The sequence below is a fragment of the Trichococcus paludicola genome, assembly GCF_003052295.1.
GTDB lineage: Bacteria > Bacillota > Bacilli > Lactobacillales > Aerococcaceae > Trichococcus > Trichococcus paludicola.
Genome location: NZ_QBLC01000003.1, coordinates 68891 through 85159, shown reverse-complemented (window position 1 = coordinate 85159; position 16269 = coordinate 68891). Strand labels below are relative to the sequence as shown.

General features: G+C 47.7%; 14 protein-coding genes. 6 read left to right on the top strand and 8 right to left on the bottom strand.

From position 1 onward, the window contains the following. Positions 1-34 precede the first annotated feature (34 nt). The 7 genes from C7R56_RS05220 to glpK all read right to left on the bottom strand — a co-directional run bounded on the left by C7R56_RS05220 (position 35) and on the right by glpK (position 7630). Positions 35-1456 (bottom strand): sensor histidine kinase, encoded by a 1422-nt coding sequence (locus C7R56_RS05220; RefSeq protein ID WP_107995527.1) that lies wholly within the window; start codon positions 1454-1456, stop codon positions 35-37. Continuing rightward, positions 1453-2166 carry a response regulator transcription factor gene (locus C7R56_RS05215; protein WP_107995769.1) on the bottom strand — a complete coding sequence of 238 codons (714 nt, stop codon included), beginning with the start codon at positions 2164-2166 and terminating at the stop codon, positions 1453-1455. Before C7R56_RS05215 ends, C7R56_RS05220 begins: the two co-directional genes overlap by 4 nt. 162 nt (positions 2167-2328) lie before the next feature. Continuing rightward, entirely contained in the window at positions 2329-2664 is a 336-nt protein-coding gene (locus C7R56_RS05210) for a single-stranded DNA-binding protein (protein ID WP_068560913.1), read from the bottom strand. 120 nt (positions 2665-2784) lie between these two features. Beyond that, positions 2785-3726 carry a DNA-binding protein WhiA gene (whiA, locus tag C7R56_RS05205; protein ID WP_107995526.1) on the bottom strand — a complete coding sequence of 314 codons (942 nt, stop codon included), beginning with the start codon at positions 3724-3726 and terminating at the stop codon, positions 2785-2787. A 42-nt stretch (positions 3727-3768) separates the two neighbouring features. Next, positions 3769-4767 carry a gluconeogenesis factor YvcK family protein gene (locus C7R56_RS05200; protein WP_107995525.1) on the bottom strand — a complete coding sequence of 333 codons (999 nt, stop codon included), beginning with the start codon at positions 4765-4767 and terminating at the stop codon, positions 3769-3771. Continuing rightward, positions 4764-5654, bottom strand: a complete 891-nt coding sequence (gene rapZ, locus C7R56_RS05195; protein ID WP_086985581.1) for an RNase adapter RapZ — start codon at positions 5652-5654, stop codon at positions 4764-4766. The genes C7R56_RS05200 and rapZ overlap by 4 nt, the downstream gene beginning before the upstream one ends. A 464-nt stretch (positions 5655-6118) precedes the next feature. Beyond that, on the bottom strand, positions 6119-7630 hold the full coding sequence (gene glpK / locus C7R56_RS05190; RefSeq protein WP_107995524.1) for a glycerol kinase GlpK: 1512 nt from the start codon (positions 7628-7630) through the stop codon (positions 6119-6121). A gap of 388 nt (positions 7631-8018) precedes the next feature. Between glpK and C7R56_RS05185 the strand changes: the two genes are divergently transcribed. The 6 genes from C7R56_RS05185 (at position 8019) to C7R56_RS05160 (ending at position 14326) form a co-directional block, all read left to right on the top strand. Continuing rightward, positions 8019-9200, top strand: a complete 1182-nt coding sequence (locus tag C7R56_RS05185; RefSeq protein WP_107995523.1) for a betaine/proline/choline family ABC transporter ATP-binding protein — start codon at positions 8019-8021, stop codon at positions 9198-9200. Beyond that, the gene (locus C7R56_RS05180; RefSeq protein ID WP_107995522.1) at positions 9200-9844 is read left to right on the top strand and encodes an ABC transporter permease; all 645 of its coding nucleotides are present in this window, start codon (positions 9200-9202) and stop codon (positions 9842-9844) included. The genes C7R56_RS05185 and C7R56_RS05180 overlap by 1 nt, the downstream gene beginning before the upstream one ends. Before the next feature lie 2 nt (positions 9845-9846). Beyond that, positions 9847-10797 (top strand): osmoprotectant ABC transporter substrate-binding protein, encoded by a 951-nt coding sequence (locus tag C7R56_RS05175; protein ID WP_107995521.1) that lies wholly within the window; start codon positions 9847-9849, stop codon positions 10795-10797. Further along, positions 10794-11471: an ABC transporter permease gene (locus C7R56_RS05170; protein WP_327229075.1), complete on the top strand. Its 678-nt coding sequence runs from the start codon at positions 10794-10796 to the stop codon at positions 11469-11471. Before C7R56_RS05175 ends, C7R56_RS05170 begins: the two co-directional genes overlap by 4 nt. 202 nt (positions 11472-11673) lie before the next feature. Further along, complete coding sequence (asnB, locus tag C7R56_RS05165) at positions 11674-13551, top strand: asparagine synthase (glutamine-hydrolyzing) (protein WP_107995519.1); 1878 nt, start codon at positions 11674-11676, stop codon at positions 13549-13551. Positions 13552-13705: 154 nt separating this feature from the next. Continuing rightward, on the top strand, positions 13706-14326 hold the full coding sequence (locus C7R56_RS05160; RefSeq protein ID WP_107995518.1) for an NAD(P)H-dependent oxidoreductase: 621 nt from the start codon (positions 13706-13708) through the stop codon (positions 14324-14326). Between the two features lie 52 nt (positions 14327-14378). Here C7R56_RS05160 and C7R56_RS05155 read toward each other — a convergent pair whose 3' ends face one another. Continuing rightward, on the bottom strand, positions 14379-16106 hold the full coding sequence (locus C7R56_RS05155) for a phospho-sugar mutase (protein ID WP_107995517.1): 1728 nt from the start codon (positions 16104-16106) through the stop codon (positions 14379-14381). Positions 16107-16269: the final 163 nt, after the last annotated feature.

The window sequence follows — 16269 nt, the reverse complement described above, 5'->3', positions numbered from 1 at the left end:
TCTGCCGGAATTTTAAATTCCGGCAGATCTTTTTTTAACTATTTTTTTCGAGTGCTGTTTTGGTGGGCAAGGTAATCGTGAAAGTCGTTCCCTCGCCGGGATTGCTCTCTACGTCGACAGTTCCTTTATGGTTCATCACTAAAGATTGAACAACTGCCAATCCGATCCCCGACTCGCCAAATTTCGTGTTCTTCCTGGAAACATCCACTTTATAGAATCTTTCCCAGATGCTCGTGATATCCTTCTTCTCGATGCCGATCCCCGTGTCCTTGACCTGGATGACTTGCTGTTCCCCATCTGGGAACGACGACAGGGTAATCGTGCCGTTTTTCGTGAATTGGATAGCATTCTGTGTGAGGTTCACCATGATCTGGATAAAGCGATCATAGTCCGCGTAGATTCGGTCTGCTTGATCCACATGCACGATAATCAGGTCATCCTTCGCATGTGCTTTTGCCCGCATCTGCTCCGCGACATTCTCCAATGCCTCCTTCGCAGAAAACTCTTGCTTCACTAAAACGATCTGATTAGAGCGAATTTTTTCATAGTCCAAGTTTTCATTCACCAAACGGATCAGCCTTTTGGTTTCTTTCTGCATCAGTTGCATGCTCCTGTCCCGCCGTCCTTCTGGAATCATGTGGTGCTGGATCCCTTCAAGAATGCCATTGATTGTCGTGAGCGGCGTGCGCATCTCGTGGGCAACATCCATCATGAACTGACGCCGCAAATTCTCTTGGCGTTCGACTTCTTCGTTGGAGGCTTTCAAAGACCTTGCCATTTGGTTGAAATCCTCCGACAGCTCATCAAATTCATCTTTGTGATGATTCTCCAGCGAGATATCAAAATTGCCTGACGCAATCTCATGGGTGGCCCTCCGCATGCGTTTGATGCGCCTGGTCAAATAGTTGGCGATGCCGAGGCTCAATACAATCGCGATGCCCCCGGAAGTCAGCACTGCGACAAGCAGGTTGTGCTCAATTTCGTTGATTTCGTCCTCTATGCCTTTTACCGGCGAGCCTACCGCTATGAAGCCTGTGAACTCGGCCGTAGTCGCATTAAATAGCGGGAGATAAACCGTCAAGAAACGTTTTTTTTCATTCAGGAAGCCGCGATCCCGCTCCGTTAAAGAAATCCGTTCCCCTTCTGAGAGCCGCTCAAAATCCTTCGTGCTGATTCCGCTCGTATACAGATCTGTCGCTTGCGGATAGACCATATGATCCTCCGCATCAAAGATGGCAAACGAGACATCCTGGTTGGATACCAAGGTAGAGCCGCTCTCCAGTTGCTGGATCGTCATGTTCTGATCGATGATCGATTCGGCATAGCCATACAGCTGCGCCTCTTTCTCGTCGTAGATATTACTGGTGACGTATTGGATGATCAGGATGCCGGTCGTACTGACAGTTATTAGAATCAATGCGAAAAAAGCAAGGGTTTGTTGATAGACGTACTTCATTTTTCCTCTACTCCGCTGTCGTCGAATTTGTAGCCGACTCCCCAAACCGTTTGGATCACTTGTGGTCCGACTGCTTCTATTTTTTGTCTCAATTTCTTGATGTGGGCATCGATTGTCCGTTCATCCCCGTAATAAGGATCTTCCCAGATCCGAGTCAAAAGATGTTCCCTCGAAAATACTTGTTTCGGATGTTCGGCCAATAACGCGAAAAGTTCGAATTCTTTCGGCGTCAAACTTTCTATTTGGTTCCCGTCAAGATAGGCTTCACGCGTGATCGTGCTGATTTTGACATGATCAGTGAGCACATCGAAATCATCCGTGGCCTGCACTTGCGAGTGATCGACCGAAGCGCGACGGTGCATCGCTTTGATGCGGGCTATCAGGGTCAGTGGGCTGAACGGCTTCGTGACGTATTCATCCGCACCGATTTCCAGACCGATGACTTGGTCGCTTTCCGAATCGCGCGCCGTCAGCATGATGATCGGCACAAACTGGGAAATTTTCCTTATTTCACGGCAGACCTGCATCCCATCCATGCTAGGCAGGTTCAGATCGAGGATGATCATATCCCATTTTTTGTCTGCAGTCGCGAATGCCTCCAGGCCCTCTTTCCCGTCATGTTTGAATGCAGCTTCCCAGCCTTCATTCTCAAAAAACATCGCCATCATTTCGCAGACGGCTTCATTGTCTTCTATCATCAAAATTTCCATAGCGATTCCCCTTTTCATTTCTTTCATTATATCTTTTTTTCCGATAAGCGGCATCATTTCCCGTCTACGATACCACGTACCTTTGAATTTTCTATGAATAAATAAGGAAATCGCCGTTTAAAGCACAAAAGCCCCGGACTCCGGGGCTTTTGTGCGGAAGCATCAGACTGCTTCCTGTTCTCTTTTCGCTTCAACAAAATACAATTCTTCCACGACCAATTCGATGACATAGACGTGTTGCTCTTGCTTATTGACGTAGGAACGCGAAACCAAATGGCCGTTGACACCAATCTGGTTCCCTTTGGCGCAATACTGTTCAACCAGATTGGCGGTTGCTCCCCAAAATACGACCGGGATGAAATCCGCTTGCGGTTGGCCTTCATCCGCTTTCCTTAGGCGCTGCACCGCCAGCGTATTGTTGCAGACTTGCCTTTCCCCATTCACCTGTTGCACTTGGATGGGCCGCACCAGCCGCCCGATCAATGATACTTGATTCATCTTTTCATTCCTCCTTCTGCTTGACTTACTGTCTATACTATCCGCAAAAAAAAAGGTTTGATTTTTTATAAAAAAATAAACCAGAAGACTTTTCTTTGTCTCCAGGTTTATTTGTCTGTATCATCGAACGGCTTTCCCCATCCGCAGCGAATCTGCATAATCATTGATTTTTCGCAAACGGTGATTGATTCCGGATTTGGAGATGACACCGCTCGGGATCATTTCGCCAAGTTCCTTCAGGCTGATGTCGGGATTCTCCAACCGGATCACGGCGATTTCCTTCAGCTTGTCAGGCAATCTCCCCAACCCTACAGTTGCTTCGATGAATTCGATGTTGGCGATCTGTTTTGCAGCCGCATCGATCGTCTTGTTCATATTCGCGTTTTCGCAATTCACCAAGCGATTGACGGAATTGCGCATGTCACGGATAATCCGCACGTCCTCAAACTTCATCATCGCATTATGGGCACCGATCAATGCCAGAAAATCGGCGATCTTCTCGGCTTCCTTCAGATAAGTGATGAATCCGTTGCGGCGCTCGATCGTCCGCGCGTTCAGGTCAAAGTGATTCATCATATCGCAGATGTCCTGATTGTGGTCCTCATAATTGGAATAGATTTCCAGATGATAACGGCTCGTTTCCGGGCTGTTCACCGATCCACCGGCCATAAAGGCCCCGCGCAGGTAAGAGCGTTCCTTCTGGTTATTGTTCATGATGTCATCGGAAACCTGCGTCTTGAAGGACAGCCCGTCGAAAATGCTCAGATCGCTCAGCAATTCCGTGACGCCCTGTTTCAGGCGCACAATATAGACATTATTCTTCTTCAGCTTCATTTTGCGGCGCACCAACAGTTCGCTTTCGAATGAGTAGTGATCCTTCAAGAGAACGTACATCCGTCTGGCGATTGCCGCATTTTCTGTCTGGACATTCAGGACAAATGCCTGATTATAGATGCTGACCGATCCGCTCATCCGGATCAACGCGGTCAATTCGGCTTTCGCGTGTTCGCGGTGCACTTCCAATGTTGTTAATTCTTTTTTTACTTCAGATGCAAAAGACATATGTGCCTCCTTTCCGACAGCTTCTTTCAATCAGAAAAAAGGTCAACAGATTGTTTTGATATTGGAAATCAGATTGATCAGTTCCGAAACGACTTTATTGCCGTCATGATACACGCCGCCGTTTTTCATATCCAAGAAGTCCGCCGAAATGACCCGGCAGTTTTCTTCGCGCAATCCTTTGAAATCGTGCCGTACCTGCAACAGATATTCCTCGTCCGCCTGTTGGTTGAGGTACTCATCCGGCACTTTCTCCGTGTTCACCAATACGGTGTCGATGAATTTCGCTTTCAGATGATTATGCAATACCTTGATATGATCAGCATCGGTGAAACCCTCTGTTTCGCCCAATTGCGTCATGATATTGCAAATATATACTTTCTCGGCTTTGGTGTCGATGACCGCTTGACCCAGATCAGTGATCATCAGGTTAGGCAAAATGCTCGTATACAGGCTTCCCGGTCCGAGGACGACCATATCCGCCTCCAGAATGCTATTGATGACGTGACGGGAAGCTACGGCCTCCCTTGATTCATCCAACGGTTTGACATACACCCGTTCGATTTTTTTGCGGCCATTTGCGATTTTCGACTCGCCCTTGATGACCGTACCGTCCTTGAACTCTGCGTAGAGCGAGAGCGGCTCGTCAGCTGCGGCGTAGATTTTGCCTTTTACGCCCATCATGACCGACAACAACCGAATGGCATCAAAAATGTTCCCTTTCATTTCAGTCAGAGCCACGATAATAAGGTTTCCGATTGCGTGCCCGGAAACGAAGGAATCCTTTGAATCGAAACGGTACTGGAAAATGTCCTTTTCTAATTTAGGCATATCGGAGAGCGCAATCAGACAGTTGCGGATATCCCCGGGAGGTACAATGTTGATATGGTCGCGGATGATGCCGCTGCTGCCGCCGTCATCCGCCACCGTGACGATGGCGGTGATATCCGTATTGTGGTTCTTCAGTTCTTCCAGAATAACCGGCAAGCCCGTTCCGCCGCCGATAACGACGATTTTCTTCGTTCTGCTCGGATTTTGACTCATGACCGATTCACCGTCTCTTTGCGTTTATTCCGATCCCGGTGGGTTGTATTGACTTGATAGCCCGCGCTCTTCAATTGCAGGCTGGTGCGTTCCGACAATGCGACAGAGCGGTGTTGGCCGCCTGTGCATCCGATGGCGATATTTACGCTGGTTTTGCCTTCTTTTTTGTAGCCGGGAATGATGTATTCCAACAGGTCGATGAATTTTTTGTAAAAAATTTCCGTCTCCGGTTGCTTCATAACATAATCATAGACCGGCTTATCCAGCCCCGTCAACGGACGCAGTTCATCTACGTAATGCGGATTGGGCAAAAAGCGGACATCCATGACGATGTCGGCATCGATCGGTAAGCCATACTTGAACCCGAAAGATACGACTTCGATATGGAAAACATCTTTATCGTCGACTTTGAATGTATCCAGCAGACGTTCCCTTAATTGGCGCGGTGTTGTTTCGCTCGTGTCGATGACCAACTGCGACCGATTGCGGATGTCCTCAAGCAGTTCCCTTTCTTTGTGGATTCCTTCCAGTACGGTTCCGCCTGATTGTGTCAGGGGATGGCTTCTTCTCGTCTCTTTGTATCGGGAAACAAGCACATCGTCCTTCGAATCAAGGAAGATGACTTTGGTTGTGATGAAGGAAGTATTGTCCAAACTGTCCACAGCAGACATGATTTCATCAAAGAATGCCCGGGAGCGCAGATCAATCACTAAGCAAATCCTGCTTATTTTACCCGATTCCTTTACAAGCTCCCAAAATTTCGGTAATAAACTTGGGGGCATATTGTCTATACAGAAATAGCCTAAATCTTCAAATGTCTGTAGGGCCACCGTTTTCCCGGCGCCGCTCATCCCCGTAATGACTACCAATTCGAGAGTGTCTGCCATTATAATTCCTCCAGTTCAAAAAGTCTTTACAATCATTATAACATACCGGGTGTATCATTTGTCTATTTCTGAACATTTTATCGATTCTTACGTTTTGGCTTAGGTATTCAAGCAGAAAAGCTTCCTTACTTTGCTCCGCTAACGAAAGTCATGCTCTTAAACGTGTTCTGATTTGCAGGGGATTCCGTCTAATCTGGCTAGCCTTCATGGGCGAAAACAGACCCATTACGGCTAGCCCGTTCAATGCTCACCCCCTACCGCACAGACCATCACGCTCTTTCTTAAACGCGTTCTGAATCCCAGAAATCTGTGCCTAAGCTGACTAACACACACGGACACAAAGCGTCCGCTTTGTGTTAGTCCTCTTAGTGCGCGATTTCTACCCGGGTTTTGTCATGGCTCTTGCGATTTTTAATCGCTTAGAGACATGATACACTTGGGCGATTGCGCCCACAGTGCTTCCTTTAAAATCTCTTGGATTTGTGTTTGAAGTGGCGGGCGGCGGCTACTGCGTTTTGCCAGCCGGCGTAGAGGTCCTCGCGCACTTCGGCAGGCATATTAGGATGGAATTCGCAGTCGGGCTCCCAATTTTGGATGATATCTTCAGTGTCCTTCCAGAATCCTACAGCCAAACCTGCCAAGTATGCGGCTCCCAGGGCGGTTGTCTCCAATACTTTCGATCTGGTCAATGTTGTGTTCAGAATATCGCTTTGGAATTGCATCAAGAAGTTGTTGTGGGCCGCTCCCCCATCGACGCGCATATTCGTGATGACCAACCCGGAGTCTTTCTGCATCGTATCCACGACATCCTTCGTCTGGTAGGCCAACGACTCGAGCGTTGCACGGATCAGATGCGCTTTCGAAGTCCCTCTCGTCAATCCAAAGAAAGCACCGCGCACATCCTGATCCCAATAGGGTGCGCCCAGGCCGACAAATGCAGGAACCATATAGACGTTCTCATTCGATTCAAGCAATTTGGCATATTCTTCCGACTCCGCTGCCGTCCGGATCAACTGGGCTTCATCGCGCAGCCATTGCAGAGCGGATCCGGCCACAAAGATGCTCCCCTCAAGGGCATAAGTCACTTCGCCGTTCAAACCGTAGGCGATCGTCGTAAGCAAGCCATTCTCCGATTTCACCGCTGTAAGGCCTGTGTTCATAACAATGAACGCGCCGGTACCGTAAGTATTTTTCACCATCCCTTGTTCAAATCCGGTCTGCCCGAAAAGAGCGGCTTGTTGGTCGCCGGCGATTCCGGCTATCGGGATGCACGAACCGTAAAAATCATTTTCGTCGGTATAACCATATATTTCCGATGAAGAACGGACTTCTGGCAGCAGTGTTCGCGGAATATCCAGCAAATCCAGGATTTCCTGATCCCATTTCAAGTCGTAAATATTGAACAGCATCGTTCTGCTGGCATTGGAAACATCCGTTACGTGCACTTTTTTACCTGTCAGTTTCCAAACGATCCACGTATCAATGGTGCCAAAAAGCAGTTCGCCCTTTTCGGCCCGATCACGAGCATTCGGGATATGATCCAGCAACCATTTGATTTTAGTGGCGGAAAAGTAGGAATCAATGATCAGTCCGGTCTTGTCTTTAATGAAATTATCATAGCCCGCTTTCTTAAGACTATCCGCAATTTCCGAAGTCTGACGGGATTGCCAAACGATCGCATGGTGGATTGGCATTCCGGTCACGCGGTCCCATATGACTGTCGTTTCGCGCTGATTCGTGACCCCGATGGCCGCGATTTCCTCCGGCCTGATGGCGCCTCTGATCAAGGCATCCGCTATGACAGACTGGACACTGATCCAAATTTCATTCGCATCATGCTCCACCCAACCAGGTTCGGGGTAATATTGCATCAATTCTCTTTGCGAAGATGAGATGATTGTGCCTTTCTTATCCCAGATCACTGCGCGCGTACTGGTCGTGCCTTGATCTATCGACATCACATATTGTTTTTCCATTTACCTTCACCTTTCTTGTTTTCCATCTGATTTCGGCAAATTCACCAGCAAACGTTTTCATTCTTCTGTATGCATCCTGTTTGCCTATACTTCTATCCTAGCATTCTTTATTAACGAATCCCAATTATTTTTCTTCGCTTCAATCCTGATCTATCACTTAGAACCAATTATATTGAACATGCAACTTATCAATTTAACAATATTAATAATAGACGAATTTTTAAATATAAAAATTTATCAAAAATATACCGTCATCCCAATGATGTACACCCTCTCATTTACGTACGTTTTTCACAAAGTTTTAGCCTTGTCATTTGCAAAATGGCTTCCTTGCGCGGTAAGGTAGAGTAAGGAATTTGTGAAACTAAAATAATTAAGAGGTGAAACCATGATAGAATTCAAAAATTTAACCAAGCGATTCCCGGGCGGGAAAATTGCAGTGGACTCCCTTAACCTGACATTCAATGATGGAGAGTTCATTGTATTCATCGGAACAAGCGGCAGCGGCAAAACAACCTCCATGAGGATGATCAATCGCATGATCGAACCTTCTTCCGGTGAAATCCTGATCGATGGAAAAAACATCAAGGACATGAATGCGGTGGAATTGCGTCGCCAAATCGGCTACGTCATCCAACAAATCGGTCTGATGCCACACATGACCATCTTCGAAAACATCGTCATGGTTCCAAAATTACTGAAATGGTCTGTGGAAAAACAAAAAACAATTGCCGAAGAGCTGATCCAAAAAGTCGATCTTCCATTGGATTTTTTGGAACGCTATCCATCTGAACTATCCGGGGGCCAGCAACAGCGTATTGGTGTTATCCGTGCTTTGGCAGCCGACCAGGACATCATTTTGATGGATGAACCTTTCGGAGCATTGGATCCGATCACCCGTGATTCGCTGCAGGAACTTGTCAAACAACTGCAGCAGGAATTGGGCAAAACAGTCATCTTCGTCACCCACGATATGGATGAGGCTTTGAAACTGGCAGACCGAATTGTCATCATGCAGGAAGGAAAAGTCGTCCAATTCGACACTCCCGACAACATCCTGATGGACCCCGCGAACGAATTCGTCGAAAATTTCATCGGCGAGGAACGCCTCAGCCAAGCGCGCACGAATTTCCGCACAGTGGAACAAATCATGATCCGTGGCCCGGTATCCGTTTCGAGTGATCAAAATCTATCAGAAGCCATCAAACTGATGCGCACGCGTCGTGTCGACAGCTTATTTGTGACAGATGTGGACGATGTTTTGTTGGGCATATTGAGTGTCGAAGCGATCAACCAGAACCGCCGCAGACCGGTAACTGCTGGTGAAATCATGAGCGAAGTTTCCTTTGTCCGTGAAGGCACGCTCGTTCGGGACGCTTTGCAACGGATCCTGAAATTGGGTTATAAAAACATTCCTGTCGTGGATGCAAAAAACCATCTGATCGGCTTGATCACCCGTACTTCCATTGTGGATATGGTATACGATACGATATGGGGAGACATAGAGCCTGAAATGCCGGCTGAAGAAGTAATCGAAACGACCGCAGACATTGAAACGGTTAAGGGGTGATGACAATGGACTTTTTGACAACGAACGGTTCCGAGTTACTCTTCAAAACAGGGGAGCATTTCTACATCTCAGCCTTAGCTCTGATGCTTGGCGTTCTGGTTGCCGTTCCTTTGGGCATTGCCTTGACCCACTTCAAGCGTTACTCCGGTTTTATCATCAGTTTTGTTTCGATTCTCCAGACGGTCCCTTCCCTGGCGTTACTTGCCTTGATGATCCCCCTTTTCGGGATCGGAAAACTTCCTGCGATTGTAGCTTTATTCATCTATTCCTTGTTGCCGATTCTGCGCAATACGTTCATCGGCATCTCGAATGTGGACAGCAATATCATCGACTCAGCAAAAGGGATGGGGTTGACCGACAACCAGATCATTCTGCAGGTGAAATTGCCTTTGGCAGCTCCGGTCATCATGTCCGGAATCCGCTTGGCGGGAGTATACGTCATCGCCTGGGCGACACTTGCTTCGTATATAGGAGCCGGCGGTTTGGGTGATTATATTTTTAACGGATTGAATGTATACGATCAGGAAATGATCATTTGGGGAACTTTACCGGTGACCGTATTGGCTTTATTGGCTGATTTCCTTCTTGGAAAGCTTGAACGATTCGTTTCTCCACAGACAACATCTGCAAAAGGAGGAAACTGATTATGAAGAAACACATGAAGAAATGGTTGCTATTTCCACTGACGTCACTTTTATTGGCAGCCTGCTCCTTGCCTGGCCTTGGGGCATCGGTGAACAATGAAGGCATCGTCATCACTGGTGGGACAACGACAGAAATGCAAATATTGAGTTATATGGTCAGAGGGATGGTCGAACATTACCTGCCGGATGCTTCTGTCGATATGGTCAATAATCTCGGCTCATCAACCCTGAATCATCAAGCTATGATCGGCGGGGATGCGAATATATCGGCTGTCCGCTACACAGGGACGTCACTGACCGGTGAATTGGGCATGGAGCCTCTTACGGATCCGGCATTGGCGTTCAAGACAGTCGTCGAGGGTTTCGATGAACAATTCAATCAAGTCTGGTTCCCATCCTATGGCTTTGCCAACACGTACGCTTTTTTGGTGACACGTGAATTTGCCGAAGAAAATAATTTGGAGACCATCAGCGACCTCGCGACATTGGCTCCGAATCTGAGAGCCGGCGTCGACAACTCCTGGATGGAGCGGGAAGGTGACGGATATGAAGCATTCAAAACGACATACGGCTTTGATTTCCAACGCGTTTATCCGATGCAGGTCGGTCTCGTCTACGATGCTTTGCAAGCGGACGAAATGGACATCGTTTTGGGCTATTCCACGGACGGCCGGATCGCGAGCTACGACCTAGTCGTTCTCGAAGACGATCTGCAGCTGTTCCCACCTTATGACGCTAGCCCTGTCGCCACCAAAGAGATTTTGGAGGCTTATCCTGAACTGGAGACCATCCTGCTGAAATTGGAGGACACGCTGACTGACGAGATGATGCAGGCAATGAACTACGAAGTCGATAACGACTTGGTGGAAGCCCAAACAGTCGCCCAAAATTTCCTGGAAGAGAACAGCTATTTTGAAGATAAAGAAGTCACATCCTTAAAGGAGGGAAAATGATGAACCTCAGCGAAATGAATATGCTCCAGCAGCTGCTCTACTATTATAGAGAAAATGGTAGCTATGTCTTCGAACAGTTCACCCGCCATTTTCTGATTTCCATTTATGGGGTCCTGTTCGCCGCAATTGTAGCTATTCCGCTCGGTTTCTGGATCGCACGCAATAAAAAACTGGCGGATTGGATCATCGGCGCCGCCAATGTCATCCAGACCATCCCTTCTCTGGCCCTGTTATCCATTTTGATGCTGGGACTCGGACTCGGTTCGGATACCGTCATTGCCACTGTCTTCCTGTATTCGCTGCTGCCGATCATCAAAAACACCTACACTGGTGTGCGAAATGTGGATACCGCTCTGTTGGATACGGGTAAAGGCATGGGAATGACGCGGATGCAATTGACTTATCTGGTCGAATTGCCGTTGTCGCTTTCCGTCATAATGGCCGGCTTGCGTAATGCCTTGGTCGTTGCAATCGGCATCACCGCCATCGGCACTTTCATCGGCGCCGGCGGTTTGGGGGATATCATTTCCCGCGGCGTCAATGCGACGAATGGGACAGCCATCATCCTTGCTGGCGCGATCCCAACCGCCCTGATGGCAGTTCTTGCCGATTGGCTGCTGGGTCTGATGGAAAAACGTCTGGATCCCTCCAGCAAAGTTAAACGTACCCGTTGAGTGCTCAAAATACGCAGTGAAGTCGAAGGACAAGGCCATTCCCTACAAAGTGGATTGCCTTGTCTTTTTGATTTTCGGAAATTCCGCCGCGCTTCCCGATCGGATAATTTCTTTAAATGATTTTCCATTTGTGATAGAATAGATTGGACTCTAGACGGAAAGAAATTCTGATCTAACAAGAGATACTTAAGGAGTGGTATAAATGTGTGGTTTTGTTGGATATATCCATGGATCGACTGCATGGAACCATCAGGCTGTAATTGAAGGTATGATGAACAGGATCGTCCACCGCGGACCAGACAGCGGCGGCATGTATTCTGATGATAAGGTAACGTTAGGCTTCCGCCGCTTGAGCATCATCGATCTTTCCGATAACGGGAAGCAACCGATGTACAGCGCCGACGGAAATTTGGTATTGGTGTTCAACGGCGAGATCTTCAACTTCCAAGAGTTGCGCGAAGATCTGAAGCAAAAAGGACACGTCTTCCATTCCAAAACGGACAGTGAAGTTTTGATTTACGGCTACAAAGAATACGGTTATGACTTCGTGAAACAATTGCGCGGCATGTTCGCGTTCGCAATCTGGGACAAAGTGAACGATACGATGTTCATCGCCCGTGATGGCTTTGGCATCAAACCGTTGTACTATACGACAAACACAACCGACGGCAGCTTGCTTTTCGGTTCTGAAATCAAGTCATTTTTGGCTCACCCTGCTTTCATCAAAGAAGTGAACAAGGATGCTTTGCGCCCTTACTTGACGCTGCAATATTCTTCGATGGGCGAAACCTTCTTTAAGGGCGTCCACAAATTGAAACCGGCGCATTATATGGTGCTGAAAGGCAACGATATCCATACGGTCGAATATTGGGACAAGAAATTCCATGCCGAAAACGGCACTTTGGAAAGCTATGTGGAGGAAATCAAAGCAACAATGGCCGATTCCGTCCGCGCCCACAAAATCAGTGACGTGAAGACAGGCGCTTTCCTTTCCGGCGGTGTCGATTCCAGCTTGATCACAGCCTTGATGAAACCGGAAAAATCTTTCTCGGTCGGCTTCTCCGAATATGAAAAAATGTTCAACGAAACCAACCAGGCTGCCGATCTTTCCGACATCCTCGGCATCGAGAATGTCCGCAAGTACATTTCTCCTGAAGAAGCTTTCCATGCCCTGCCTACCATCCAATACCATATGGATGAACCGCAATCAAATCCGTCTTCCGTTCCATTGTATTTCTTGGCTGAATTGGCGAAGAAAGACGTGACGGTCGTGCTTTCGGGTGAAGGCGCAGATGAAATTTTCGGCGGCTACTCTTGGTATGAACCATCCAAGAAAATGGAAACTTATGAAAAAGTCCCTTACAGCCTGCGAAAAGGCATCGGCAAATTGGCCCACAAACTGCCGAAGAATACGCTGACGACATTCTTGGTCAAAGGCGGCCAAAAAGTTGAAGAACGCTTCATCGGCCAAGCCATCGTCTGGGACGAAGAAGAAGCTGTGGACATCCTGAAGCCAGCCTACAAAAATGGCCCGGATATCCGTTCGATCACCAAACCGATCTATGACGAAGTCAAAGACCAGGATGATGTGACAAAGATGCAGTATCTCGATCTGAACCTTTGGATGCCTGGGGATATCCTGTTGAAAGCCGACAAGATGAGCATGGCCCACTCGTTGGAGCTACGCGTACCTTTCCTGGACAAAGAAGTCATGGAATTGGCGAAACGCATCCCTTCCGATTACCGCGTCAACGAAATCGATACGAAATATGTGCTGCGCAGAGCGGCTGCCGATGTCCTGCCGGAAGAATGGGCGAAACGTCCGAAGTTGGGCTTCCCTACTCCGATCCGACACTGGCTGCGTGAAGAAGAATTCTATAATGAAGTCAGAAAAGCGTTCGCTTCCGACTATGCGGCAGAATTTTTCGACACAGACAAGCTCGTGCAGATCCTCGATGACAACTATACGAAGAAATTGGATTACGGCCGTCAGATCTGGACTGCCTACATCTTCCTCGTCTGGTACAAACGTTTCTTCATCGATGAAACGCCTCTGTCTGCGGAAGCTTTCGTAGCTTAAGATTGCTGATTCAAAATACAAATGAGAGTTGCCCGACAAGGGTGACTCTCTTTTTTGGCTTACTTCTCTCATTGGCAGGTAATGGTTATGCTTTATCATCTATGCATGTAAATGGTATCATGTAGGTATAACAAATTGGAAAGAAGGTTATTCTATGGCCAGAGTTTTAGTTGTGCGCGCGCATCCATTCGACAGCAGCGTCTCCCGTTCCATGAAAGTCCTGGATGCATTTTTGGAAGAGTACAAAGTTGTGAATCCTTACGATCGCATCAAGGACATGAATCTTTATGAAGTCGCCATCCCTGAAATCGATCGGGATCTTTTGACTGCTTGGAAGGAATTGTCCAAAGGCGTGCTATTCGATCAATTGACTTCCCGCCAACAGGAAAAAGTGACGCTCTTCAATCACTACACCGATGATTTTTTGTCTATGGATAAGATCATCATCGCCAATCCTTTGTGGAACATGCATGTACCTGGGCGCCTAAAAACGTGGATCGATACCATCACGGTCGCCGGACAAACGTTCCGTTACACGGAATCGGGAGCAGTCGGAATGGTCCCGGATAAAAAATTGTTGCATATCCAAGCCAACGGCGGAATCTTCGACGGAAGCGACCCTGCCAGCCAGTACATCAAGAGCATTTTCCGCTTCTTGGGAGTCGGAGAAATCTCGCAATTGTTCGTTGAAGGTATGGACACATACCCAGACCGTGCCGATGAAATCGTTGCAGATGCGATAGAAAAAGCCAAACAATTGGCCAAAACTTTCTGATAAACCTTCAAACAAAAAAGAAGCCCGTGGGCTTCTTTTTTTCTTGTATTCCTTATTCAGCGGTCAACGTACGGATGCTTGCCTCGAAAGCAGCGACTTTTTCGTCGACTGCAGCTTGGCTCTCAGCCTTCGCACCGATATAGAATTTGATTTTTGGTTCTGTTCCGCTTGGACGGATAGCGATCCAGCTGCCATCCTCAAGGAAGTATTTCAGCACATTCGAGCTCGGCATATCGATGCTTTCTGTGGAGCCGTCAGTGAATGTCTTCGTTGAGTTGCCGAAGTCTTCCGTGATCGATACGGCGATGCCTGCGAAGTCTGCTGGTGCTTCCGAACGGAATTTTGCCATCAGTGATTTGATCTTTTCTGCTCCGGTGATGCCGGACAGCGTGACGGAAATCGTCTGTTCTTTATAGTAGCCGTGCGTTTCGAAGATTTCTACCAAGCCATCATACAGCGTTTGGCCTTTTTTCTTGTAGTAAGCCGCTACTTCAGCAATCAATACTAGGGCTTGGATAGCGTCTTTGTCGCGGACGAAAGGTTTTGCCAGATAGCCGTAGCTTTCCTCGAAACCGAACAAGAATTCCTTGCTGTGGTCTTCTTCGTACTGTTTGATTTTTTCTGCGATGAACTTGAATCCAGTCAGAACATCCACCATATCCGCACCGTAAGATTTTGCGATTGCGGTCGGCAACTCACTGGATACGATCGATTTAAGGGCTGTACCGTTGGCAGGTAATGTGCCGGCTGCTTTTTTCGCGCGCAACAAGTAATCCAGCATCAATGCAGCGATTTGGTTACCAGTCAAAACAACGTACTCGCCTTTTGCTTTGCGGACGGCCGCACCCAAGCGGTCAGCATCCGGATCGGTCGCGACCAAAATATCAGCATCCAGTTCTGTACCCAGCTTGATGGCGTATTCGAATGCGCCTGCTTCTTCTGGATTCGGTGATTTCACGGTGGAGAAGTTTGGATCGGCGACTGCCTGTTCCGGCACGAGGTAGATGCCTTCAAAACCGGCGTTCTTCAAGGCACGTTCACCCATCATCTGCCCGGTGCCGTGCAGGGGAGTGAAGACCAATTTCATTTCTTTGCTCATTTCATGGACAAGGGCAGGATCGACAGTCACTGTTTTGACTAGATCAAGGTAAGTTGCATCGATCTCTTCCCCAAGCATTTTGATTAAGCCGGCTGCCTTCAGCTCTGCTTCATCGCCCACTTGGATCGTCAGTGGATTTTCGATTGCTCTTACATATTCAGTCAAAGCGTCTGCATCGTCAGGAGTCATCTGGCCGCCGTCGTCTCCATATACTTTATAACCGTTGTAATCAGCCGGGTTATGGCTCGCTGTTATCATGATCCCCGTTAGCGCATTCAAATGTCTTACCGCAAAAGACAACTCGGGTGTTGGTCGCAAGCTTTCAAAAACGAAAGCCGGAATACCGTGCGCACCCAATGTTTTCGCTGCCTCCATCGCAAACTCCGGAGATTGGTGTCTGGAATCGTATGCGATCGCGACGCCGCGTTTTTTCTCTTCTTCACCTTTCGCCTCCATCAAACGGGCCAATCCTTCGGTGGCTTGACGTACTGTGTAGATATTCATCCGGTTGATGCCGACTCCCAGGATGCCGCGCATACCTGCAGTCCCGAATTCCAGCGGAGCAAAAAAAGCATCTTTCAGCGCTTCTTCATTTCCCTCCAAAGACTTTAGTTCTTCTTTTAATGTAGATTCTAATAAGGCAAAATTATTCCATTGTGCGATGGTTTCTTGATAAGACATTTTCATCATCCTTCCCATATTAGTTTAGCTATATTATAACATTATTTGCATGCCATTTGAGTGAAAAGATGGAATCTACAAAAAAAGTTCACGCTCTGAAATCAGAGCATGAACTTTGGTGCTTTTTATCGATTGGACAACAAATTTACTGTTCCACTGATAA